Source organism: Agromyces lapidis, from assembly GCF_009749405.1.
GTDB lineage: Bacteria > Actinomycetota > Actinomycetes > Actinomycetales > Microbacteriaceae > Agromyces > Agromyces lapidis.
In genome coordinates, this window is record NZ_WBIQ01000002.1 from 263,101 (window position 1) to 286,268 (window position 23,168).

19 protein-coding genes are annotated in these 23,168 nt (G+C 71.2%); 11 read left to right on the plus strand and 8 right to left on the minus strand.

All coding sequences use genetic code 11. From position 1 onward, the window contains the following. Window positions 1-4 precede the first annotated feature (4 nt). The 3 genes from GQQ93_RS04390 to GQQ93_RS04400 form a co-directional block, all read right to left on the minus strand. Window positions 5-667, minus strand: coding sequence for a hypothetical protein (locus GQQ93_RS04390; RefSeq protein WP_157423020.1), 663 nt, complete (start codon window positions 665-667; stop codon window positions 5-7). Window positions 668-688: 21 nt separating this feature from the next. Next, window positions 689-2,245, minus strand: a complete 1,557-nt coding sequence (locus GQQ93_RS04395; RefSeq protein ID WP_157423021.1) for a sugar transferase — start codon at window positions 2,243-2,245, stop codon at window positions 689-691. A gap of 320 nt (window positions 2,246-2,565) precedes the next feature. After that, window positions 2,566-3,558, minus strand: coding sequence for an EamA family transporter (locus GQQ93_RS04400; RefSeq protein ID WP_157423022.1), 993 nt, complete (start codon window positions 3,556-3,558; stop codon window positions 2,566-2,568). A gap of 87 nt (window positions 3,559-3,645) precedes the next feature. On the opposite strand from GQQ93_RS04400, the gene GQQ93_RS04405 reads away from it, so the two are divergent. From GQQ93_RS04405 to GQQ93_RS04420, 4 genes are all read left to right on the plus strand, one after another. After that, window positions 3,646-3,882: a hypothetical protein gene (locus GQQ93_RS04405; protein WP_157423023.1), complete on the plus strand. Its 237-nt coding sequence runs from the start codon at window positions 3,646-3,648 to the stop codon at window positions 3,880-3,882. A gap of 160 nt (window positions 3,883-4,042) precedes the next feature. Then, a complete protein-coding gene (locus GQQ93_RS04410) occupies window positions 4,043-5,083 on the plus strand; it encodes a zinc-dependent alcohol dehydrogenase family protein (RefSeq protein ID WP_157423024.1) in 1,041 nt (346 codons plus the stop codon). Window positions 5,084-5,157: 74 nt separating this feature from the next. Next, a complete protein-coding gene (locus tag GQQ93_RS04415; protein ID WP_212277250.1) occupies window positions 5,158-5,868 on the plus strand; it encodes a DUF2510 domain-containing protein in 711 nt (236 codons plus the stop codon). Between the two features lie 48 nt (window positions 5,869-5,916). Next, window positions 5,917-6,117, plus strand: a complete 201-nt coding sequence (locus GQQ93_RS04420; protein WP_157423026.1) for a hypothetical protein — start codon at window positions 5,917-5,919, stop codon at window positions 6,115-6,117. Between the two features lie 63 nt (window positions 6,118-6,180). Here the strand turns inward: GQQ93_RS04420 and GQQ93_RS04425 are convergent, their stop codons facing one another. Continuing rightward, complete coding sequence (locus GQQ93_RS04425; protein WP_157423027.1) at window positions 6,181-7,620, minus strand: MFS transporter; 1,440 nt, start codon at window positions 7,618-7,620, stop codon at window positions 6,181-6,183. A 106-nt stretch (window positions 7,621-7,726) separates the two neighbouring features. Here GQQ93_RS04425 and GQQ93_RS04430 point away from each other — a divergent pair, with 106 nt between their 5' ends. From GQQ93_RS04430 to GQQ93_RS04440, 3 genes are all read left to right on the plus strand, one after another. After that, window positions 7,727-8,746 (plus strand): PHP domain-containing protein, encoded by a 1,020-nt coding sequence (locus GQQ93_RS04430; protein ID WP_157423028.1) that lies wholly within the window; start codon window positions 7,727-7,729, stop codon window positions 8,744-8,746. Window positions 8,747-8,817: 71 nt separating this feature from the next. Continuing rightward, a complete protein-coding gene (locus GQQ93_RS04435; protein WP_157423029.1) occupies window positions 8,818-9,723 on the plus strand; it encodes a hypothetical protein in 906 nt (301 codons plus the stop codon). A 159-nt stretch (window positions 9,724-9,882) separates the two neighbouring features. Continuing rightward, entirely contained in the window at window positions 9,883-11,808 is a 1,926-nt protein-coding gene (locus GQQ93_RS04440; RefSeq protein WP_157423030.1) for a glycoside hydrolase family 5 protein, read from the plus strand. Window positions 11,809-11,869: 61 nt separating this feature from the next. Here GQQ93_RS04440 and GQQ93_RS04445 read toward each other — a convergent pair whose 3' ends face one another. The 3 genes from GQQ93_RS04445 to GQQ93_RS04455 are packed head-to-tail and all read right to left on the minus strand — an operon-like array spanning window position 11,870 to window position 16,736. After that, window positions 11,870-12,988 (minus strand): metallophosphoesterase family protein, encoded by a 1,119-nt coding sequence (locus tag GQQ93_RS04445; protein WP_157423031.1) that lies wholly within the window; start codon window positions 12,986-12,988, stop codon window positions 11,870-11,872. Continuing rightward, entirely contained in the window at window positions 12,985-15,069 is a 2,085-nt protein-coding gene (locus GQQ93_RS04450) for a DUF5054 domain-containing protein (protein WP_157423032.1), read from the minus strand. The genes GQQ93_RS04445 and GQQ93_RS04450 overlap by 4 nt, the downstream gene beginning before the upstream one ends. Continuing rightward, a complete protein-coding gene (locus tag GQQ93_RS04455) occupies window positions 15,066-16,736 on the minus strand; it encodes a glycoside hydrolase family 13 protein (protein WP_157423033.1) in 1,671 nt (556 codons plus the stop codon). The genes GQQ93_RS04450 and GQQ93_RS04455 overlap by 4 nt, the downstream gene beginning before the upstream one ends. Window positions 16,737-16,888: 152 nt before the next feature. Between GQQ93_RS04455 and GQQ93_RS04460 the strand changes: the two genes are divergently transcribed. From GQQ93_RS04460 to GQQ93_RS04475, 4 genes are all read left to right on the plus strand, one after another. Next, window positions 16,889-17,872 (plus strand): carbohydrate ABC transporter permease, encoded by a 984-nt coding sequence (locus GQQ93_RS04460; RefSeq protein ID WP_157423034.1) that lies wholly within the window; start codon window positions 16,889-16,891, stop codon window positions 17,870-17,872. Beyond that, window positions 17,869-18,813: a carbohydrate ABC transporter permease gene (locus GQQ93_RS04465; protein ID WP_157423035.1), complete on the plus strand. Its 945-nt coding sequence runs from the start codon at window positions 17,869-17,871 to the stop codon at window positions 18,811-18,813. The genes GQQ93_RS04460 and GQQ93_RS04465 overlap by 4 nt, the downstream gene beginning before the upstream one ends. Before the next feature lie 51 nt (window positions 18,814-18,864). Further along, on the plus strand, window positions 18,865-20,196 hold the full coding sequence (locus tag GQQ93_RS04470; RefSeq protein ID WP_157423036.1) for an extracellular solute-binding protein: 1,332 nt from the start codon (window positions 18,865-18,867) through the stop codon (window positions 20,194-20,196). A gap of 79 nt (window positions 20,197-20,275) precedes the next feature. Continuing rightward, window positions 20,276-22,051, plus strand: coding sequence for a glycoside hydrolase family 35 protein (locus GQQ93_RS04475; RefSeq protein WP_157423037.1), 1,776 nt, complete (start codon window positions 20,276-20,278; stop codon window positions 22,049-22,051). Between the two features lie 53 nt (window positions 22,052-22,104). Here the strand turns inward: GQQ93_RS04475 and GQQ93_RS04480 are convergent, their stop codons facing one another. After that, the gene (locus GQQ93_RS04480; RefSeq protein ID WP_157423038.1) at window positions 22,105-23,157 is read right to left on the minus strand and encodes a LacI family DNA-binding transcriptional regulator; all 1,053 of its coding nucleotides are present in this window, start codon (window positions 23,155-23,157) and stop codon (window positions 22,105-22,107) included. Window positions 23,158-23,168 lie beyond the last annotated feature (11 nt).

Consider the following 23,168-nt stretch of genomic DNA (forward strand, 5'->3'; position numbering starts at 1 on the left):
CCGCTCACCCGCCGCCCGAGGTGAGCGTGCCGAAGAGCTCGTAGCTCGAGCCGCTCCCGTCCGGGGTGATCACGAGCGTGACCTGGTCGTCGCCGCGGGTGAAGGCGACGGCGGTGGAGCCGGAGGCGGTCTCCGCGGGCAGCTCGACCATCCCGTAGGCGGCGAGGGCCGTGCGGTAGTGGACGAGCAGCTCGTCCACTCCGCTCGTGGAGCTCCCCGTGAGCGAGGCCTGCACCCGGCCGTCGTCGGTGCTGAGCGAGCTGTGCTCCACCGTCGACGCCGGTGGGGGCTCGAGGCCTTCGGGGAACCCGTCGACCACCTCGCCGTCCGCCGCGGCGTCCCGCGGGGCGGGCCCGGGGACGAGCGTCGGTGCGGCGGTCACCGGCGGCAGCGTGTACCCGGCGGGCGCTTCGGATCCGTCCTGATCGCCGTCCGACGCGTCGCCCTCGGGGTCGGCCGCCTCCGCGGTGGAATCACCCGCGGGCGTCTCGCCGTCGACCGCAGCTCCTCCGTCCTGCGGCTCCGCACCGGGATCCGCCGTCCCGGATGCGGCGGTCCCGCCGGTGTCGGATGCGGTGCCCGCCTGCCACACCGCGAGGCCGACGCCGCCCGCGGCGAAGAGCACGGCGACGAGTACGGCGACGACGATCGCGGTCGAACGTTTCATGAGCGGCAGCCTTCCGGTCTCTCAGTACGCGCCCTTCGGACGGACGAACACCTTCACCGTCCTCCACACGATCACCAGGTCGCCCATCAGCGACCAGTTCTCGACGTAGTAGAGGTCGAGTCGCACGCTCTCCTCCCAGCAGAGGTCGGAGCGGCCGTTGATCTGCCAGAGCCCGGTGAGGCCGGGCTTGATCAGGAGTCTCCGCGAGACCGGGCCCTCGTACCCCGCCGCCTCGGTCTCGAGGGGCGGGCGGGGGCCGACGACGCTCATGTCGCCGACGAGCACGTTCCAGAACTGCGGCAGCTCGTCGAGCGAGTACTTGCGCAGGAAAGCGCCGACTCTCGTCACCCGGGGGTCGTCCCGGATCTTGAAGAGGGCGCCGGCGCCCTCGTCGAGCGCGCGGAGCTCTGCCAGCCGCTGTTCGGCGTCCGGCACCATGGTCCGGAACTTCAGCATCCGGAAAGTCCGGCCGTCACGGCCGCACCTCGTCTGCCGGAAGAGGATCGGCCCGGGGCCGTCGAGGCGGATCAGGAGGGCGACCGCGAGGTAGACGGGGATGAGCAGCACCAGCGCGACCGAGGCGAACGCGACGTCGAAGCTGCGCTTCAGCGAGTGCCGCCACCCGTCGAAACGCGGAATCTCGACGTGGAGGAGGGGGAGCCCCTCGACGGGGCGGAAGTGGAGCCGCGGTCCGGCGACGTCGGCGAGCCGCGATGAGAGCACGAGTTCGGCGCCGGTCCCTTCGAGATCCCAGCCGAGCTGCCGCAGCCGGGCGCCGTCCTCGCTCAGGCGTCCGCTCACGATCACCGCGTCGGCGCGGAGGACTGAGACCGCCTCGGCCACGCCGTCGAGGTTCGCGAGCCGGGGGATCGCCGCGAGTTCGGGGGAGTCGGCGGAGCGATCGACGTCGGTGGGCGACGGAGGCTGCTCGACCGCACCGTCGTCGACGGCCACCCCGACGACGCGGAATCCCGCGGCGGGGCTCCGCCCGATCTGCGCGACGGCCCACGAGACGTCGGCCGGCCCGCCGACGACGACCGCGCGGGAGAGGTAGCGTCCGGCCAGGCGCTCGGCCATGAGCCACTTGCGCCAGAGCCACCGGGAGAGGATGAGCAGGACGCCGCCGAGCGGCACGGCCACGATGAGATACCAGCGGGCGTCGCGGGCGTCGGCGAGCTGGAGTGCGATGGCGATGAGGGCGAACGCGGTCGCGGTCGCGTTCAGCGTGCGACGGTACTCGCTCGCGCCCACCCCGATCACGTGGCTCGCCCTGGTGTGGAAGTTCGCCAGGGCGAGCAGCCAGGTCACGGTGATCAGCACGGGGATGACGACCGTGGACGGCGTCGGCCGCGTCGCGACCGCGGTGTCGCCGAGCATCGCCATGCGGACGCTCGCGGCGGCGAGCGTCGCGCCGGCGACGATGAGCGTGTCGGTGATGCGGAGCCGGGCGCGGTAGTGGCGGTGCCAGTCGGTGGCGAGTTCTGCCGTGTCGGTCTGCTCCGACGGATGCCGGCGCCGCTCCGCATGGGGGCGGACGAGCCCGCCGATCCGGCGGGCCGAACCGGGCATCGTGCTCATGGCCGTGGCTGTGGCGGTCGGGTGAGCGGGCTGCGGGGCTGGTGGGGGCGGGGCGTGGCGTCGGCCATCGGGGAGTCCATCGCTTTCGGGCAAAGGGGGCGTCGCCGCATCCGGGCGGCGCCGTTCGCGCCCCAAGGCGCCGGGGTGTGCCGGTGGGACGGCCGAGCGTGCGTCGCCCTGCGACCGTTGCCGGTCGGGCGAATGCGGTGTCGAGGTTGGCGAGTACTCGAATATGAAGATAGCTCAGAAACAGATCTTTCGGCTCACCCAAAACGGGGGTGCCCGGCCGGTGTCCGGCTGAGCAGATCGTCGATCCCGGGTCACGCCCCGGCGGAGCTCGTGCTCGCTGCCGCAGGTCGTCCTAGGGGTTGATCCGCGCGCCCGCTGCGCCCCGCGGTGCCCGTCGCGAGCACCACGATGCCGGTCGCGAGCACGGCGAGGCCGAGCACGGCGCCGGTGGGGAGGTGCTCGCCGAGCACGAGTACGCCGAGCAGTCCCGCGGTCAGCGGCTCGGCGAGGGTCAGCGTCGAGACGGTCGCGGGGGCGAGGCCCGTGAGGCCGAATCCGAAGAGGAGGTAGGCGATCGTCACCGTCACGAGTCCGAGCCAGAGTGCCATCGCGAGGCCCGCGGGCTGCGCGAGCCACGAGGCATCCGTGGCGATGAGCAGGGGGAGTGCGAAGACCGCACCCGTGCCGAAGAGCGCGCCCATGCTGCCGGTGGCGCTCCAGCCGCGATCGATGAGCGCCTTCGCGGCGAGGGTGTAGACCGCGTACGAGGCGCCGGCGCCGAGCGAGGCGACGAGTCCGAGCGGGTCTGCCGAGCCGGCGGCCCCGCCGCCGGGTGCGCTCGCCGCGGCGATGACCGCGACGCCCACGGTGGCGATCGCGGTGGCGACGGCCCATCGGTGGCCCGGGTAGCAGCGCCGGAGCAGCCAGTCGAACGCACCGGTGATGACCGGCGCCGAGCCGAGGGCGACGACGGTGCCGATGGCGACGCCGTTCGCCTCGGTCCCGGCGAAGAACGCCGGTTGGTAGGCGAGCACGCCGGCGGCGCCCGCCGCGACGAGGAGCAGCTCGGCGAGCGGATGACGCGTGGTCGCGTGGGTGCCGGTCGGCGACGCGACGGGTGTCCCGTCCGCGCCGCGTCGCCGACCGAGTCGAAGGGCGAGCGCGAGTGCGCCGAGCACTCCGCCGCCGATGACGAGCCGCGCCGCGCCGAGCGAGGCCGGGTCGGCCTCGGGGCCGAGCGCCTGCGCCGTGCCGGTGGTGCCGAAGCACACCGAGGCGAGGAGCACGGCGATGACGAAGCGCATGCGGAATTGTTACACAATGGCGCCTGGTCCACGAGTCCTTGCGGACGAATATTGATTAGTGTACTAATCATCAGTACACTTAACGCCATGAGCAGCGCGATGAACCCGTACAAGGGCCGCCCCGGCTTCTGGAACCGTCTGAGCGCTGCGATCTACCCGATCACCGGGCCGGCCGAGGTCGGCATCGGCATCGGTGTCACCGAGGCGCCGTACGAGCCGCCGGCGAACCCGATGTGCCCGATCTGCGCCGCACCGATGGCCGAGCACGACATCAAGCGCGGCGACGCCTCGACGCCCACGTACTTCACCTGCCCTCGCCCGTAGCGCGAGCACTCTCGGCACGGCGGCCGCGGCCGGCGCGTGCGACGTTCCGCCGCGGTGCCGGTAGGCTCACGGATGTCGCGCACGCGGCGGTGAGGGGGCCGCCCGGTCACGCGGCATCCCGGCCCGACCCGACGGGCCCGCCTGAACCGAGAGGACCCCTGTGCGCGCCGTGCTCTTCACCGAATTCGGTGCCCGGCCCGAACTCGCCGAAGTCCCCGAGCCCGTCTGCCCGCCGCGCGGCGCCGTGATCCGCGTGCGCGCCACCGGCGTCTGCCGCAGCGACTGGCACGCCTGGATGGGCCACGACGAGGGCGTCAGCCTGCCGCACGTGCCCGGCCACGAGTTCGCGGGCGAGATCGCGGCCCTCGGCTCGGAGGTGTCGGCCGACAGCGGCTGGAACGTCGGCGACCGGGTCACCGCCCCCTTCATCTGCGCCTGCGGGCGATGCGGCGAGTGCCTGTCGGGCAACGAGCAGGTCTGCGACCACCAGTCGCAGCCGGGCTTCACGCACTGGGGCTCGTTCGCCGAGCTCGTCGCGATCGACGAGGCCGAGCTCAACCTCATCCGGCTGCCCGACTCGCTCGGCTTCGTCGAGGCCGCGTCGCTCGGCTGCCGCTTCGCGACCGCGTACCGCGCGATCGTCTCGCGCAGCAGGCTCGCCCCCGGCGAGCGCATCGCCGTGCACGGCTGCGGCGGCGTCGGGCTCTCGGCGATCATGATCGCCGTCGCCGCCGGGGTCGAGGTCTACGGCGTGGATGTCTCGGACGCCGCGCTCGCCGCGGCCGCCAAGCTCGGCGCGGTGCCGGTGCAGGGCGGCGACGGCGCCGCCGAGCGCATCATCGAGGCCTCCGGCGGCGGGGTGGATGTCTCGGTCGACGCCTTCGGCTCGAGCCAGACCTCGTTCGCCTCGGTGCGGAGCCTGAAGAAGCGCGGCCGCCACGTGCAGATCGGCCTCATGGTCGGCGACTCGGCCCTCTCGGCGATGCCGATGGACGCGGTCATCGCCGGCGAGCTCGAGATCCTCGGCAGCCACGGCATGTCCGCGCACGAGTACCCGTCGATGCTCGGGGCCGTCGCCTCGGGTGACTTCCGCCCGATCGAGCTCGTCGGCCGGCGCATCGCGCTCGACGAGGTGCCCGATGCGCTCATCGCGATGGGCACCGGCTCGGGCGGTTCGGGCATGACGGTCGTCGAGCTGTAGGGGGCCTTTCACGGGCGACGTCCCTCTCGGAGCCGGTGCGCCCTACGATGGGCTGGACCCGACAGGAGCAACGCATGAGCGACCCCCGAACGGCCCCGGCCGGCTGGTACCCCGAACCGAGCGGCGCCGAAGGCCAGCGCTGGTGGGACGGCACGCAGTGGACCGAGTACGCGACGCCGCTCGCGGCGCCGCCGGTCGTGCCGCAACCGGTGCCACCGCAGCCGGCGTACGGGCAGTACGCGCCGCAGCCGGCGCCGCAGCCTCTGCCGTACGGTCAGGTGGCGGTGTCGTCGGTCGACGCGACGACGCCGACCTCGACGGTCTGGATCTGGCTCATCGTCGCGCTGCCGGCGCTCGGCTTCGTGCCGTTCCTCCTCATCGACTGGCAGCGGGTGCTCGAACTGGGCATGGACGCGCAATACTCGTCGTCTCCGGCGGCGCAGCTCGCCGTGTACTCCGACCCCTGGTACGTCGTGAGTTCACTGGCGGGCTGGGTGATCGCCGCCCTCATCGTGCTGTTCGCGTACTTCGACCGACGCGAACTGCTCAGGCGCGGGTTCGAGCGGCCGTTCCACTGGGCGTGGGCGTTCTTCGCGCTGTTCACCTCCCTCGTCTACGTGATCGGCCGCAGCATCGTCGTGAAGCGTCGTTCGGGGCGCGGCATGGCGCCGATGTGGGTCGCGATCGCGGTCACGGTCGTGATCATGGTCGCGGGCATCGCGTGGTTCGCGATCTTCATGACGATGGTGTTCGAGACGGCCTACGAGCAGGCGACCCTGTACTGACCCTTCGCGACGCGGTACCGTGACGCCATACCGTTGGGAGGTCGGCTCATGGATCTCGGCATCATCCCGATGATCGCCGTGGCGGTCGGCATCGTGGCCGCCGCCATCTGGCTCGCGATCCGCGCGCGACGCACCCGCTCGCTGCCGGGCGACCCCCAGGCGGCCTACCACGGCGATCATACGAACGCCGAGGCGGCCGCCCGGGCGTACGGCGTCGACTCGGCGCGCGACGGCGGCGGCGCGTTCTGAGCTGAGGCGCGACGCGGCGCCCGCACCGGTCGACCCGGGTGCGAGCGCCGCGCACGGTGCAGATCAGGCGTCGACCGTCGCCCGGGCCGCCGCGTCGTCGGCAGCCGAGGCCGTCGAGCGGGCCCCGCGCAGCAGGGCGGCGGCGGCGAGGAGCCCGATGAGGGCGACGACGCCGGCCCCGAGGAACGCCGCCGAGAACCCGCTCGTCAGCGCCGTGGCATCCGTACCGCCCGCCGTCACCGCGGCGCCGACCGCGGTGAGCACCGCGAGCCCGACCGCGGAGCCGATCTGGTAGCTCGTGTTCACGAGGCCCGAGGCGACGCCGGTCTCCTCGGGGCGAGCGGCGCCGATGGCGGTGCCGAGCGAGGGTACGAAGGCGAGCGCCATGCCGAGCGCGGCGACGAGTGACGCCGGCAGCACGTCGGCGACGTAGCTGCCGTCGGGGCGCACGAGCGCCAGCCAGCCGAGTCCTGCGGCGAGCAGGGCGAAGCCCGCCACGATCAGCGGCTTCGCACCGAAGCGCGCCTGGAGACGCGGGGCGAGTGCGACCATTCCGATCACGATGAGGGCCGTCATCGGCAGGAGCGCGGCGCCCGAGGCGAACGCGCCGGCGCCGAGCACCTGCTGCAGGTAGAGGTTCAGGAAGAACCACATCGGCACCCACGCCGCACCGAGCAGCAGCTGCGCGAGGTTCGCCGCACCGAGCTGCGGGGCGCGGAAGATGCCGAGCCGCAGCAGCGGCTGGCGGCTCTTGGCCTGGATCACGAAGAACGCGACGAGGAGGGCGGCGCCGACGGCCAGTGCGGTGATCGTCTCGAGCGAGCCCCACCCGACCTCGGGTGCGCGTACGACTCCGTAGACCACGGCCGCGAGACCGGCGGTCGCGGTGATCGCGCCGGCGAGGTCGACGGATCCCCGTCCGCCGCGGACGGCGGGCAGTGCGAACGGCGTGAGTACGAGCACGAGGGCTGCGATCGGCACGGTCACGTAGAACACCCACGGCCAGCTCGCGTACTCGGTGAGCACGCCGCCGAGGAACACGCCCGCGGTGCCGCCGATCGGCGCTGCCGCACCGTAGACGGCGAAGGCGCGGGGGAGCTCGGGGGTGCCGCCGAAGAGCACCATCAGCAGCGTGAGCGCGGCGGGGGCGATGAGCGCCGCCCCGGCGCCCTGCACGGCGCGGCCGGCGATCTCGAGCCCGACGTTCGTGGCGGCGCCGGCGAGCACCGAGCCGAGCGCCAGGGTCACCCAGCCGGCGATGAACACGCGGCGGGCGCCGAACACGTCGGAGAGCCGGCCGCCGAGCAGCAGCAGTCCGCCGAAGGCGACGACGTAGGCGTTGAACACCCAGGAGAGCGATTCGGGCGTGAAGCCGAGCTCGGCCTGGATATCGGGCAGGGCGACGCCGATGATCGACGTGTCCATGATGACGACGAACTGGGCCGCCGCGATGAGTGCGAGGCCGAGCCACCGGCGTGGCGCCGGTGCGGTGGAGGTGGACATGGTCTGGTTCCTTCTCTCGATCTGAATACCCCTAGGGGGTATAGATATACCGAGGAATTCGGGCGGAGTCAAGCGCGAGCGGCCCCGCTCGCGGCAGAATCGAGCTATGGACCCGGTGGCGGCGCTCGAGGAGATCGCCTTCCTGCTCGAGCGCGATCGCGCCTCGGCGTACAAGTCGAAGGCGTTCCGCCGGGCCGCCGACGCGATCCGCGACCTCGCGCCCGACGACCTCGCCGCACGCGCCGTCGACGGCCGGCTGCGGCGCACGGCCGGTATCGGCGACTCGACCTTCGCGGTGATCGAGCAGGCCCTCGCCAGCGCGGTGCCCGAGCGCCTCGGCGCCCTGCGTGTCGAGGTCGGGCTGTCTGCCGAAGGTTCGGTCGCGGGCCTGCGCGCCGAGCTCCGCGGCGACCTGCACAGCCACACCGAATGGTCCGACGGCACGACGAGCCTCGCCGTGATGGCGAAGGCCGCCGAGGCGCAGGGGCTCGAGTACCTCGCAGTCACCGACCACTCGCCGAGCCTGAGGGTCGCGAACGGCCTCAGCGCCGAACGGCTCGCCGAGCAGCAGGAGCTCATCGAGGTCGTGCAGCAGGGCCTGCCGAAGCTGCGGCTGCTCGCGGGCATCGAGGTCGACATCCTGCAGGACGGCGCGCTCGACCAGACCCCCGAGATGCTCGATCGGCTCGACGTCGTCGTCGGCAGCGTGCACTCGAAACTCCGCATGGAGCGCGCCGAGATGACCAGGCGGATGCTCCGTGCCATCGCCGACCCGCAGCTGAACGTGCTGGGTCACTGCACCGGACGGCTCGTCGAGGGCGCCCGCGGCACGAGGCCGCAGTCGACCTTCGATGCCGAGGCGGTGTTCGCCGCCTGCGCCGAGCACGCGGTCGCCGTCGAGATCAACTCGCGCCCCGAGCGGCAGGACCCGCCCGACGAGCTCATCGCGCTCGCGCTCGACGCCGGCTGCCTCTTCTCGATCGACAGCGATGCGCACGCACCGGGCCATCTGTCGTTCCTCGAGCTCGGCGCCGCACGCGCCGAGGCGAACGGGGTGCCGGCAGAGCGCATCGTCACGACGTGGCCGGTCGAGCGTCTGCTCGCGTGGGCGAGCGGGCGGGGTTGAGCTCGGTCCGCGCCACGCGGAGTTCGCCTCTGCTCTTGTCGGTGCCGTCGCGGGCCTGCAGGATCGTGGGCATGGGACGCCGACGGGATGGGGCGGGGCGAACGTCGCCGAGCGAGACGCGCGCCGCACAGCTCGCGCTCGTACGCGAACAGGCGGGGCGTCGGCGGCTCGTCGACGTCGCGCGGCAATACGACACCGACGCCTTCGTCGCGCCGGCGCCGATCGGGCTGCGCCTCGCGAACACGCTCGATCGGCTCGCCCTCGACGCAGCATCCGGTTTCGAGCCGCTCCTGCTCTCGCCGCTTGCGCCGCTCGGCGCGAGCTCGGTCATGGCGCCCGGTTCGCAGGACCGAGTCGTCTCGACGACTCGCACGACCGAGGTGGTCGCCGACCCGACGAACGTCCTCGCCCTCGAGTGCGCGCGGCGGCTCGGGAGCGGGTCCGAGCTCGGGAGCGCCGGCGAGCTGCGGCTCGCGACGGTGCAGCAGACCGTGCGGGCGCAGCCGCTTCCCGTCGGGGGGCGATCGTCCCTCTCGCGGCACTTCAAGATGTTCGCGCTCGCCGAGGCGGGTCGCGGCCGGCCCGACGACGGCTTCGAGGTCGACGCGGTCGCGCGCCAGCTCGCCGTCCACGATCGACTGCTCGACGCCTGCGCAGCCGAACTGCCGGTGGAGGCCGGAAGGCGACGTGCGATCGTTCGGACGGCGCCCGGCGCTGAGGCCCTCGGTGCGCGGGTGCGCGATCGCATCACGGAGGCCATGCCGCACGTCGACGTCGTCTCCGAGGCGATGGATTCGCCCTACTACGACGGTCTCCGAGTGGGCTTCGGCGCGTTCGACGCGAGCGGCGGCTTCGTCGAGATCGCCGACCTCGGGCGGTTCGACTGGGTCGCCAGGCTCCGCAGCGATCACCGGCTGCGTTTCGTCGCGAGCGGGTTCGGGCTCCAGCTCGTACCGCTGCTGTTCGCGGCCCCCTGAATGTCGTCCGTACCCGTCTGCGCCACCAAATGTTCACGTTGCCATGTTTACGTTGACATTCGCTTGCTCCCGCCCATAGCCTGACCATTCAGGAGCCGGATCGGCGTCCGCGCACGCCAGCGTCGGCGCTGTCCACGGCAGAACAGAGAGGTTCGCAGAATGCATCGTCGTCTCCTCAGGGCAGCGGTCGGTCTCACGACCGCCGTCGTCGCGATATCGGTCGCGAGTCCCGTGTACGCAGCGTCACCCGACGACCCGATCCCCGTGCTCACCGGCCCAGAGCTCGCCGCGTCGTGGACGGCGCCGCTCAGCACGGTCGGCCGCTACATCGTCGACGCCGACGGAGACCGGTTCAAGCTGAAGTCCGCCAACTGGGACGGTGCACAGGGGCACTGGAGCGGCAGCGGCGACAAGAACGATCCCGCCAACCACAACAGCGGCATGAGCTACGACATCCCGATGGGACTCGACCGGGTGCCGATGGCGACCCTCATGAGCGACTTCCACGGCCTCGGCATCAACAGCATCCGCCTGTCGTTCTCGAACGAGATGCTCGGCATGACGGCACCGGTGCCCGATGTCGCGGTGGCCGCGAACCCCCAGCTCGAGGGCAAGACGCCGCTGCAGGTCTTCGACGCGGTCGTCGAGGCGCTCACCGCCGACGGCTTCGCCGTGATCCTCAACAACCACACGACCACCTCGCACTGGTGCTGCGGCACCAACGACGGCAACGAGCGGTGGAACAGCAGCCAGACCACCGAGAAGTGGATCAGCGACTGGGTCATGCTCACCACGCGTTACCAGGACAACGCGCGTGTGGTCGGCATGGACCTCCGCAACGAGGTGCGGCGCGACATCCTGAACGACGCGAACTGGGGCTGGGGCAACGACTACGACCTGTACCAGGCCTACCAGCGAGCCGGCATCGCCATCCAGCAGGCGGACCCCGACGTGCTCGTCATCATGGAGGGCATCAACTGGCAGGGCATCCCGACCGACCTGACCCCCCACGAGCGGCCGCACCTGAAGCCCGTCGCAAACCTCTCGAACGCGCTGCCGTATCCCGACAAGCTCGTCTACGCCGCGCACATCTACGGCTTCACCGGCCCGAACCACACCGGCGCGACCGGCCTCGGCGAGACCACCGACCCGCGCTACCGAGACATGACCGCGGCAGAGCTCGAGGCCTCGGTGACCGAGGCGGCGCTCTTCGTCAACACGGCGAACCAGCACTACACCGCACCCGTGTGGTTCAGCGAGTTCGGCACCACCGGCGCCGGCCAGACGAACGACAAGGAGAAGGCGTGGTGGGCGAACTTCACCGACATCCTGATCGAGAACGACAGCGACTTCGCAGCCTGGCCGCTCGTCGCCCACGCCAGGGATGACGGCTCCTTCGTCGACACCTTCTCGCTGCTGGCCTACAAGACCGACGGCACGAAGCTGAGCATCGCCGACGACTGGCGCTACCCGCAGTGGAAGAAGCTCATCAATGCCTCGGGCAAGACCGGCCCCGTGGCCTCCGTGCCGCGCTGGAACATGCTCGGCAGCGGCAGCTTCGTCGACAGCCAGTCGTCGTTGCGCATGCTGCAGGCGGGCGACTGGTCGCCCGGCCAGTGGAAGGGCACCTGCCCCGACAGCCAGCGCCTGCAGGGCATCGCCCGCAGCACCAACCGCGCGCTCTGCACCGACATCGGAGGCATCGCCACCTCGAACCCGCGCGTGCAGAGCGGCGAGGGCAACATCACGAGCGACTGGGCCTCGGGCTACAGCAAGCTGCAGTGCAACCCCGGCGAGGTCGCCGTCGGCTACAGCCTGGGCACCGGTGGCAGCACCAAGGCTGCGATGTGGAACCTCGTCTGCGCGACGAGCACCACGGCGCTGCCGGCGAGCCAGGGCCGCAAGGTCTGGTTCGACAACGGCGACAACCGCCCCGCCGGCGGCGGCTCCGTCGCGAGCGACTGGGCCCCCGGGTACTACAAGGGCCAGTGCAACGACACCGAGTACATCGCCGGCGTCGCGTTCACCTACCGATGGAACCACGGCGGCGTGCCCGACGCGCTGCTCTGCAAGCCGCTGAGCTGATCGGCGGATGACGAAGGGGCCGGGTCGCAGTCGCGACCCGGCCCCCTTCCGTCGTGCGGCGTCAGCCGAGCGGTGCGAGCCGCACCTCGTGCAGCACGCGGCCGCCGAGGTCGCGCATCGTGAGCACCAGCTCGTCGGCGCTCGCCTCGCCGTCGATCCACGCGGCCGCCTCGTCGGAGGCCGTGTCGGCATCGGGCCCGCCGCTGATGAGCTGGGCGTAGGGGAACTCCTCGGTCGCCGGCAGCCACGTCTGGTAGTGCGTGTGACCGGACACGACGATCTGGGCGCCCCAGCCGACGAGGGCGTCGTGCCACGCGTCGCGGCTCCTGCGGCTGAACCAGTCGTAGCCGTCGGCGTCGTAGTCGACGACGGCCTCGTCGGTCCAGCGCAGCGGGATGTGGCAGAAGACGACGCGGTACGGGGCATCCGCGATCTCGGGCCGTGCCGTGACCTCGCGCAGCCACTCGGCCTGCTCGGCGCGCAGGGGCTCGAACGCCACGCGTCCCTCGAACGTCGGGTGGTCGTCGGGCTTGTCCTCGCCGGTGTGCAGCACGATGCACGCGACCGGCCCGATGCGGAAGGCCGTGAACGGCCGCCCCTCGGGCGTGGCCACGAAGTCCTCGAGCTGGTACGCCCAGGTGCCGCGCACGTCGTGGTTGCCGACGACGACCGCGAGCGGCCTGCCCGCACTCACGTCGAGGCCGGCGGGGTTCAGCACCGTCGTGGGGAACTCCGCCGGGTCCGTCCAGTCGTTGCAGAGGTCGCCGTTCCACACGAGCACGTCGACCTCGGGCGTGGCCTCGTGCAGCCCCCGCAGGGTGTCGTCGCGCTGGTGGGTGTCGTTCCAGACGGCGAAGCGAGCGGTGTCGGATGCCGCGTCGAACGTGCGCACCGGCTTCCACTCGCTCTCGTGCCGCTCCTTCGGCGCCTCGACCGCCTCGGTGACCGAGCGCACCCTGAGCGAGGTGCCGGCGGACCATCCGCTCGCGCGGACGCGAAGCACGCGGTCGCCCTGCGGCACCATGCCGAACGCATCGCCCGTCACGGTGCCGCTCGTGCCGTCGGCGGCCTCCCACTCGATCCAGCCGCGGCTCAGGCGGCTGACGCCCCAGACGACCTCGAAGCCGTCGGCGCGCGGCGCCATCACGACCGGGGGGCTCGTCACGAGCGCCGCGGTCATCGTGCCGCTCCGAGCTCGAGCACGAAGCGGAACCGCAGGTCGTCGTCGAACCACATGGTGAAGTTCGTGCCCCACATGTTGTTGTGCAGGTTCACGTGCATGCCGTCGTTCGGGTCGGGCACCGTGTTGTCGAAGCGGTAGAGCGCGGGACGGCCGACCGCGACGAGCGCCGCGTCGACGGGGCGCAGCGAGAAGGCCTTCGCGGCCGTGTGCGTCACCTCGGCGACGGCGTGCAGGCTGCGGTTGCCGTTGCGCACGACGGACTGCGGGTCGACGGGGGTCTCGATCTTCGTGAGGCGCCAGTCGCCGGGTTCGACGCGCGGGCGGAACCCGAGCCAGCTCGCCTCGGGCAGACGCGAGGCGTCCTTGCCGCGGAGATCGAGCGTGACCTCGATCGGTCCGGGTTCTGCGGGGAACCGGTACCCGAGCCGGATGTCGCGCGCCCCGCCCCAGGCCTCGCACGCGGCCTCGGGCAGCGCGAGCTTCAGGGTCACGACCGTGTCGGTGCCGTCGTCGCGGCGCTCGGCCGAGACGACGCTCGGCGCGAACGTCGTCGCCGGCAGCGTGTCGGCGATCGCGAGGCCCGGCTTGGCCTGGTCGGGCACGGCCCACATGGCGTTCTCGTCCATGTTGCGGCAGTACTCCTCGAGCCAGCGCGCCTCGTCGCGCTCGTCGAACGTCTCGTAGCGGTACGCGGCGAGCGGATGCTCCGGCCCCGCCCAGTCGGTTCCGTCGGCGTCGACGAGAGAGACGAGGGAACCGTCGGCACCGATCCGCACCCGGTAGGCGCCGGCCGTGAGCTCGGCCTCGAGGTCGACCTCGGCGCCGGCGGTCGCCGGCGCGTCGTCGTCGGCGGGGCGGGTCGCGGCGATCGCCGCCTCCGCCTCGGCGCGACGCTCGGGCGAGAGCGCCGCGAGCGCGCGGTCGAGGTGGGCGCGTTGCTCGGCCCATGAGCGCTCGAACGCCGAGTAGCCGAGGCCCTGCGGGCTCGGGTGCTCGGTGTATGCCCAGGCGTAGACGTCGAATTCGGCGGGGTTCTGCGACGGGTCGACGACATCGGCTGCGCGCGCCCGCTGGAAGTCGGCCTTCTCGTAGTTCACGTAGTCGGGCAGATAGGTCTTCAGGTCTTCGCCCCAGGTGTGCTCGGGCACGAGCAGCAGGCCGTCGCTGAAGGCGTCGCACTCCTCGGTGCCGGGCACGAGCGTGCCCGAAGACAGCCACTCGGTGCGCAGCCGCAGCAGCGCCCGCAGCCGGGCCGTCTGCACGGGGTCGCTCGCGACGCCGTGGATCCAGGAGTCGCCGATCTCCTGCTCGACCACCGGAAGGTTCGCGCGGGCGGCGACCGCCTCGCGGCTGAAGGCGTCGAGCGTCGAGGCGATCACGCGCGCGCCGGGGTAGGCGGCCTGCAGCTCGGCGAACAGCGCCTCGACCTCTTCGACGGGCGGGGGCCCGAAGTTGTCGCCGGTGTGCGCGAGGTGGAGGGCATCGGTGCCGCCGGGCACCACGGCGACGCCGAGCTCGGTCGCGCCGTAGCTCTGGGCGTAGTTCACGACGACCTCGCTGCCGTCGGGCGCGCGCCAGACGAAGAACTCGGGCACCTCGGGCACCGCGGACGCCCCGTTGACGCCGAGGTGCAGGAAGTCGAGGCCGCCCCGGGCGAGGAAGGGCACGAGGCCGATGGTGTGGCCCGGGACATCCGTCATCTTCGCGGCCTTCGTGCTGTGGCCGAACCGGGCGTCGAGCTTGCGCCCGATCGCGATGCCGTGCTCGACGAGACCGGCGTCCATGAGCTCGGTGTGCGTCGTCATCGGCAGGCCGTGCCAGGTCACGTGGCCGGCGCGGATCGCGCGCTCGAGGGCCGCGCGCTCGTCGTCGTCGCCGAGGCGGAGCGCCTCGTGGATCATCCAGGACCCGGTGGTCCAGATGAAGCGGGCCTCGGCGCCGCGGCGTTCGAGCTCCTCGGCCAGCGCGATCGCACGGGGGAGGTACTCGTGCACGTAGCGGTCGGTCACGTTCGCGGCGGTGTCGGTGAAGCCGAGGTCGAGGTGCGTCTTGAAGACGACGTGGACGGTGGTGATCATGCGTGCATCCAAACGGCGGTGTCGGGCAGGAGGGTGTCGGTCTGGGTGGGAGAGCTTGCGAGCAGCACCTCGCCCGCGGGGAGCGGGGCCGGTTCGCTGCCCATGTTGATGAGCACGGTCGTGTTGCCGTTCCGGAAGGCGAGGACGTGCGACGGGTGGCCGGGCAGCCACTCGAGATCTCCCGCGCCGAGCGTACGCGAACGGCGCAGCGCGACCGCATCCTGGTAGAGGGTGAGGGTCGAGTCTGCGGCGTTCTGCTGGCGGTCGCGTGCCAGCCGCCCCCAGATCGCGGGCTGCGGCAGCCACGACGCCGCGCTCGGGCCGAAACCGTACGAGGGGGCATCGGACGCCCAGGGCAGGGGCACGCGGCATCCGTCGCGGCCGTATTGTTCGCCCTCGGTCCGTGCGAACGTCGGATCCTGGCGGGCCTCGTCGGGAATGTCCGCGACCTCGGGCAGGCCGAGCTCCTCGCCCTGGTAGATGTAGGCGGCGCCCGGAAGGGACAGCGTGAGCAGCGCGAGCGCCCGAGCACGGGGGAGGGTGTCGTCGTACGGCGGGATGCCGATCGAGCTCGGCCCGAGGCCGTTGGGGCGCACCGCGCGCGGGAGTGAGAGGCGAGTGGCCTGCCGCACGATGTCGTGGTTGGATGCGACCCAGCTGGAGGGGGCGCCGACCGCCGAGAAGGCCGAGAGGGTGTCGTCGATGATGCCGCGGAGCTTGGGGGCGTCCCAGTCGTCGAAGAGGTCGTTGAACGCCTTGTGCAGCTCATCGGGGCGCACCCACAGGGCGCGGCGGGTGAGGGGCTTGATCCAGGACTCGGCGACGAGCACGCGGTCGCCGTCGTAGCCGTCGACGATCGACCGCCAGTCGCGGTAGATCTCGTGCACGCCGGGCTGGCCGGTGTACGGTGCGAGGTCCTCGTCGATCGCGTAGTCGCGGTCGGGCAGTCCCTCGGCCTTGACCAGGCTGCTCGCGACGTCGATGCGGAACCCGTCGATGCCGCGGTCGAGCCAGAAACGCAGGATGCGCCGGAACTCCTCGCGCACCTCCTCGTTCGTCCAGTCGAAGTCGGGCTGCGAGCTGTCGAAGAGGTGCAGGTACCACTCGCCAGGCGTGCCGTCGGCCTCGATCACGCGAGTCCACGCGGGTCCGCCGAAGTGCGACGGCCAGTTGTTCGGCGGTTCGGTGCCGTCGACGCCGCGGCCCTCGCGGAAGAGGTATCGGGCGCGCTCGGGGCTGCCGGGTGCTGCGGCGAGCGCCGCCTGGAACCACGGATGCTCCGAGCTGGAGTGATTGGGCACGATGTCGGCGATCACGCGCATGCCGCGGGCGTGCGCCTCGCGCAGCAGCTCGTCGAAGTCGGCGAGCGTGCCGAACAGCGGGTCGACGTCGCGGTAGTCGGCCACGTCGTAGCCACCGTCGCGCTGCGGCGAGGTGAAGAAGGGGGAGAGCCAGACCGCATCGATCCCGAGCTCCTGCAGCGCGTCGAGGCGCGAGGTGATGCCGGGCAGGTCGCCGATGCCGTCGCCGTCGGCGTCGGCGAACGAGCGCGGGTACACCTGGTAGATCACGGCGGAGCGCCACCACTCGTCGTGCCGGCGCGGTCTCGCGGAGGTCGGGGCGGGAAGTTCCCCGGAATCCTGCGCCGTTTCGACGGTCGTGGTCATGCGTGACTCCTTTGTGACATTCGGATCATCCGATTCTGTTTGCGCAAACATCATCCTCGCCTATACTGCGATGGGAACGCAAACATTCACGAAGGAGTGCGGACGCGAATGACGAAGACGTCGCCGACCCGAGGCGCGAGAGAAGGCCGCAGATGACCGTGGCGCATGTCCACCCCCAGCAGCCCGCCGGAGTCTCGACCGAGACCTATGCCACGGTCGCCGTGGGGCGCACCGCATCGACCGGAGCCGCCGGCGGCCGCCGCAGGCGCGTGCGTCGCGACTGGTCGGGCTGGTGGTTCGTCGGGCCCTTCATGCTCGTCTTCGGGCTCGTCTTCGTCGCGCCGCTGGTGTACGCGATGTACCTCTCGTTCTTCCGCGAGACGCTCATGGGCGGCAACTCCTTCGTCGGGCTCGAGAACTACGCGCAGGCGCTGGTCGACCCGAAGTTCTGGGAGGCGATGGGCCGCGTCTCGATCTTCCTGCTCGTGCAGGTGCCGATCATGCTCGGGCTCGCGCTCTTCGCCGCCCTCGCGCTCGACAGCGCGCGGCTGCGCTGGGTGCCGTTCTACCGGCTCTCGATCTTCCTGCCGTACGCCGTTCCCGGCGTCGTCGCGGTCATGATCTGGGGCTACATGTACGGCTCGCAGTTCGGACTCGTCGCCGACCTCAACCGGTTCTTCGGCGTGGAGCTGCCCTCACCGCTGTCCGAGAACCTGATCCTGCTGTCGATCGGCAACATCGTCACGTGGGAGTTCGTCGGCTACAACATGCTGATCTTCTTCTCCGCGCTGAAGGCCGTGCCGCAAGAGCTGTACGAGGCGGCTGAGATCGACGGCGCCGGCACCTTCCGCACCATCTTCTCGATCAAGCTCCCGTCGATTCGCGGCGCGCTCGTCATCGCCACGATCTTCTCGGTCATCGGCAGCTTCCAGCTGTTCAACGAGCCGTCGATCCTGCAGACCATCGCCCCGAACTCGATCACGACCTACTTCACGCCGAACCTCTACGCCTTCAACCTGTCGTTCGCCGGCTCGCAGTTCAACTACGCCGCCGCGATCGCGATCGTCTCGGGAGTCATCACCATGGTGGTCGCCTACCTCGTCCAGCTCGCCGGCGAGAAGAAGGAAAAGGCATGAGCGCCGTCGACACGGGAGCCCGGTCCGGCCACGCACCGAGCCGGCTGGCGAGCGGCAAGGTCGCGCCCACGCCGCCCAAGCGGGCGAAGGCGACGCCGCGTCACAAGCGCGCCTCCATCACCCTCGGCATCCTCATGACGCTGATGCTGCTCTACTGCCTCGTGCCGCTGTGGTGGCTCGTCGTGAACTCGACCAAGGCGATGGACTCGCTCTACAACTCCTTCGCCTTCTGGTTCAGCGGCGAGTTCTCGCTCTTCCAGAACATCGTCGACACGTTCACCTACCAAGACGGCATCTTCCTGCGCTGGCTCGGCAACACCCTCGTCTACGTGGTCATCGGCGCCGGTGGCGCGACGCTCCTCGCGACGCTGGCCGGGTACGGTCTCGCGAAGTACAACTTCCCCGGCCGCAAGTGGGTCTTCGCGATCATCCTCGGGGCGATGGCCATTCCCGGCTCGGCGCTCGCGGTGCCGCAGTTCCTGCTCTTCAGCGGGCTCGGGCTCACGAACACGCCGTGGTCGGTGATCATCCCCTCGATGGTGAGCGCCTTCGGCCTCTACCTCGTGTGGGTCTACGCCCGCGAGGCGATCCCCGACGAACTGCTCGAGGCCGCACGTCTCGACGGTGCCGGCGAGATCCGCATCTTCTTCGTGATCGCGCTGCGCCAGCTGGCGCCGGCATTGATCACCGTGCTGATGTTCACGGTCGTCGCGACCTGGAACAACTACTTCCTGCCCCTGATCATGCTGAGCGACTCCGCCTGGTACCCGCTCCCGGTCGGGTTGGCCCAGTGGTCGGCGCAGTCGAGCGCGATCGGCGGGCAGGCGATCCCGAACCTCGTCATCACGGGTTCACTGCTCACCGTCATCCCGATCTCGGCGGCATTCCTCTACCTGCAGCGCTACTGGCAGTCGGGACTGACCGCCGGGAGCGTCAAGTAGTCCGGCTCGTCCGGCGAAACCCCCAACACCCAGCGAAGGGAAAACACAGCAATGGAACGAAACACCACCCGCCGATGGGCGCGTCTCGGTGCCGCAGTCGGCACCGGTGCGCTGCTCGTCGGAGTGCTCGCGGGCTGCAGTGGCGCAGCACCGGGCGCCGACAGCGGTTCGACCGACACCGACGCGGCGCTCGAGGAAGACGTCACGCTCACCTGGTGGACCTGGAGCGACGCCACCCAGGACCAGGCCGACGCCATCTCCAAGGTGTACCCGAACGTCACGTTCGACGTCGTGAAGCTCGAGAACCCCGACGCCGTCGTCACGAAGCTGCAGAACGCGATCAAGGCGGGCAAGGGCGCGCCCGACATCGTGCCCGTCGAGTACCAGACGCTGCCGCAGCTCACCCTCGGCGACGCGCTCGCCGACCTGACCCCGTACGGCCTCGGCGAGTACGAAGAGGCCTTCACGGCGTCGACCTGGAACTCGGTCAACGTGCAGGACCAGCTCGTCGCGCTGCCTGGCGACTCCGGCCCGATGGTCATGATCTACAACAAGGCCCTGTACGAGAAGGCCGGCATCACCGAGGCGCCCACGACGTGGGACGAGTTCGCGGTGGCCTCTGCCGCGATCCACGCCGCCGACCCCGAGGCCTACATCGCGAACAGCGGTGACGCGGGCTTCTTCACCAGCATGATCTGGGCGTCGGGCGGTCAGCCGTTCAAGACCGACGGCGAGAACGTCACGATCGACCTGCAGGACGAGGGCACCAAGAAGTTCGCGGACTTCTGGAGCGAGCGCCTCGACGCCGGCGAGCTCTCGGGCCTCGCGACCTGGTCGGACGAGTGGACCAAGGCCCTCACCCAGGACAAGCTCGGCACCCTGCTGATGGGCTCCTGGATGATCAGCGGCGGCATGGAGGACTACGGCCCCGTGGGTCGCTTCAAGGTCGCGCCGATGCCGACGTGGGACGGCGAGCCGGCTTCGGCCGAGAACGGCGGCAGCGGCATCGCCGTCACCTCGCAGAGCGAGAACAAGGCGGCCGCGGCCGGCATCCTCAAGTACCTCGCCGAGGGCGAGGGCCGCGCGCTGCTGAACGCGAACGGCTTCCCGTCGACGGTCGCCGACCTCGAGAACCCCGAGTGGCTCGACTACGAGTTCCCCGGGTACAGCAACCAGCCCGCCAACCAGATCGGTGCGGCGTCGGCCGAGTCGGTCATCCCCGGTTGGCAGTACCTGCCCTACCAGGGCTACGCCAACAACGTGTTCTCCGACTCGGTCGGCAAGGCGCTCGGCTCGGGCGGCGACCTGAACGAGGCACTCCTCGAGTGGCAGGACACCCTGGTCCAGTTCGGCAACGAGCAGGGCTTCTCGGTCAACAAGTAGCACCCGACGCACCACTCCGCGGGGCAGTCGCCGTCACGGCGGCCGCCCCGCGGTCCGTTTCTCGACCCAGGATCAGCGAATGCCCACCTTCTCCATCGGTGACACCGACTTCCTCCTCGACGGCTCGCCGTACCGCGTGCTCTCCGGCGCGCTGCACTACTTCCGGGTGCACCCCGACCAGTGGAGCGATCGCATCCGCAAGGCCAAGCTCATGGGCCTCAACACCATCGAGACGTACGTGCCGTGGAACGAGCACTCCCCGACGCGCGGCGAGTTCCGCACCGCGGGCGGGCTCGACCTGGCGCGGTTCCTCGACCTGGTCCACGCCGAGGGCATGCACGCGATCGTGCGCCCCGGCCCCTACATCTGCGCCGAGTGGCACGACGGCGGCCTGCCCTCCTGGCTGATCGCCGACGAGGCCGTCGTGCTCCGCTCGAACGACGCGGCCTACCTCGACGCCATCGCCGAGTACCTCGACGCGGTCTACGCCATCGTGCGGCCCCGCCAGGTCCAGCACGACGGCCCGGTGATCCTCGTGCAGGTCGAGAACGAGTACGGCGCCTACGGCGCCGACCCCGAGTACCTCCGCCGCCTCACCGAGCTCACGCGGGCGCACGGCATCGACGTGCCGCTGACCACGGTCGACCAGCCCCTCGAGCAGATGCTCGAGCGCGGCGGCCTCGACGAACTGCACCGCACCGGCTCATTCGGCTCGCGGGTGGGGGAGCGGCTCGCCACCCTGCGCCGCCATCAGCCGACCGGTCCGCTCATGTGCTCCGAGTTCTGGTGCGGATGGTTCGACAGCTGGGGCGAGATCCACCACACGACCTCGGCCGAGGACTCCGCCCGCGAGCTCGACGAGCTGCTCGCGGCCGGGGCATCCGTCAACGTCTACATGTTCCACGGCGGCACGAACTTCGCCTTCACGGGCGGTGCGAACGACAAGGGCACCTATCGCCCGATCGCGACCTCGTACGATTACGACGCGCCGCTCGCCGAAGACGGCACGCCGACCGAGAAGTACTGGCGATTCCGCGAGGTCATCGCGAAGTACGCGCCCGTTCCCGACGAGGTGCCGGCAGCGCGCATGGATGCCCCGGAGTTCGACGTGCTCCTCGACCGCAGCGCGTCGCTGTGGTCCCTCCCGATCGTCGCCTCGCAGCGCTTCGACCGCTTGCCCGTCGCCGCGGAGTTCGGATCGACGCGGGGCTTCGCGTGCTACTCGACCCGCATCGAGCACGGGGGGCTCCTCGCCTTCGGCGAGGTGCGCGACCGGGCGCAGGTGTACCTCGACGGGGCGCTGGTCGGCACGCTCGACCGCGAACTCCACGAGCGCGTGCTCCCGCTGCCCGACGACGCCAGGGGCGAGCTCACCGTGCTCGTCGAGAACCTCGGCGGCGTGAACTACGGGCCCCGCCTCGGCGAGGCCAAGGGCCTCATCGCACCCGCGACGCTCGACGGCGTGCCGCTCGTCGAGTGGTCGGCCGGGTCGGTGCTGCTCGACGACCTCGCACCGATCCGTGCGGTGCTCGCCGGGGCGCAGCCCACCGAGCCCGCCTCGCCCGGCACCGAAGCGGCGCCCCTCTCGGGGCCGGTGTTCGCGAGCGGCACGTTCACGCTCGACGAGGCCGCCGATCTGCAGTTGCAGCTGCCCGGCTGGACCAAGGGCGTCGTGTGGGTGAACGGCGTGAACCTCGGTCGCTACTGGAGCCGCGGCCCGCAGCGCACGCTCTACGTGCCGGCGCCCGTCGTGCGCGCCGGGGCGAATGAGCTCGTGATCTTCGAGACCGTCGGTGCGGCGTCGTCGGCGGTGCGCTTCGTCGCGCGCCCCGAACTCGGCCAGACCGAGGCGTGACCGTGCTCACTCGGCGTCGGCCGCGGCGGCGCCCGGCGCCGCCTCGGCCGGCGTCAGGCCGTGGGCACGGGGCCGGTGCTGTCGCGCACGACGAGACGCGTCGTGATCAGGATCTTCTGCTTCGTGTTGGCCTCGCCGTCGATGAGCGAGAGCAGCAGCGACGTCGCGTGACGCCCGACCTGGTCGAAGTTCTGGTGCACGGTGGTCAGCGCGGGCCAGTAGACCTCGGCCTCTTCGGTGTCGTCGAAGCCGACGACGCTGATGTCGCCGGGCACGCTCCAGCCGCGCTCGTGGATCGCGTGCATCACGCCGAGCGCCATCTGGTCGTTGCTGGCGAACACGGCGGTCGGGGGGTTGTCCGCCGCGAAGAGCTCGCGCGCGAGCGCGAGACCCGAGGCGGCGCTCCAGTCGCCGACGAGCACGGGCCGCGTCGGCAGGCCCGCGTCGGCCATCGTCTGCCGGTAGGCGTCGGCACGACGGCGCGACGAGAACGAGTCGGCCGGGCCCGAGATGTGCACGATGTCGCGGTGCCCGAGATCGAGCAGGTGCTCCAGGGCGATCCGTGCGCCCTGCTCCTGGTCGGTGTCGACGATCGTGTAGGGCAGGTTCGCGTCGGAGTCGACGATCACGAGGGGGAGCCCGGCGGTGATGCCCAGCTCGTCGAGCGAGCCGACCTCGGAGGACATCACGAGGATGATGCCGTCGACGGCCTGCTCCTCGAGGCGGCCGAAGGCGCCGGCGACGTCGAGCTGCGTCGGGTCGATGACCGGCAGCAGCGTGGTCGTGTAGCCCGCGGCCTCGGATGCCTCGGCGACGGCGTTCAGCGTGCGCTCGTTGCCGAGCGTGGCGAGGTTGAAGGTGACGAAGCCGATGCTCCGGAACCTGCCCGACTTCAGGTTGCGCGCGGCGCTGTTGGGGCGGTACCCGAGGGCCTGCATCGAGGCCTGCACCCGCTCGCGCGTCGACTGGCGCACGTTGCTCTGGCCGTTCGCGACCCGCGAGACCGTCTGCGCCGAGACACCGGCATGCACGGCGACGTCGTTGATCGACGCGCGCGCCCTGGGTTGCGATGCGTGGCCGGACAGACTGTTCGATACATGCGTCATGGTGACGTAAA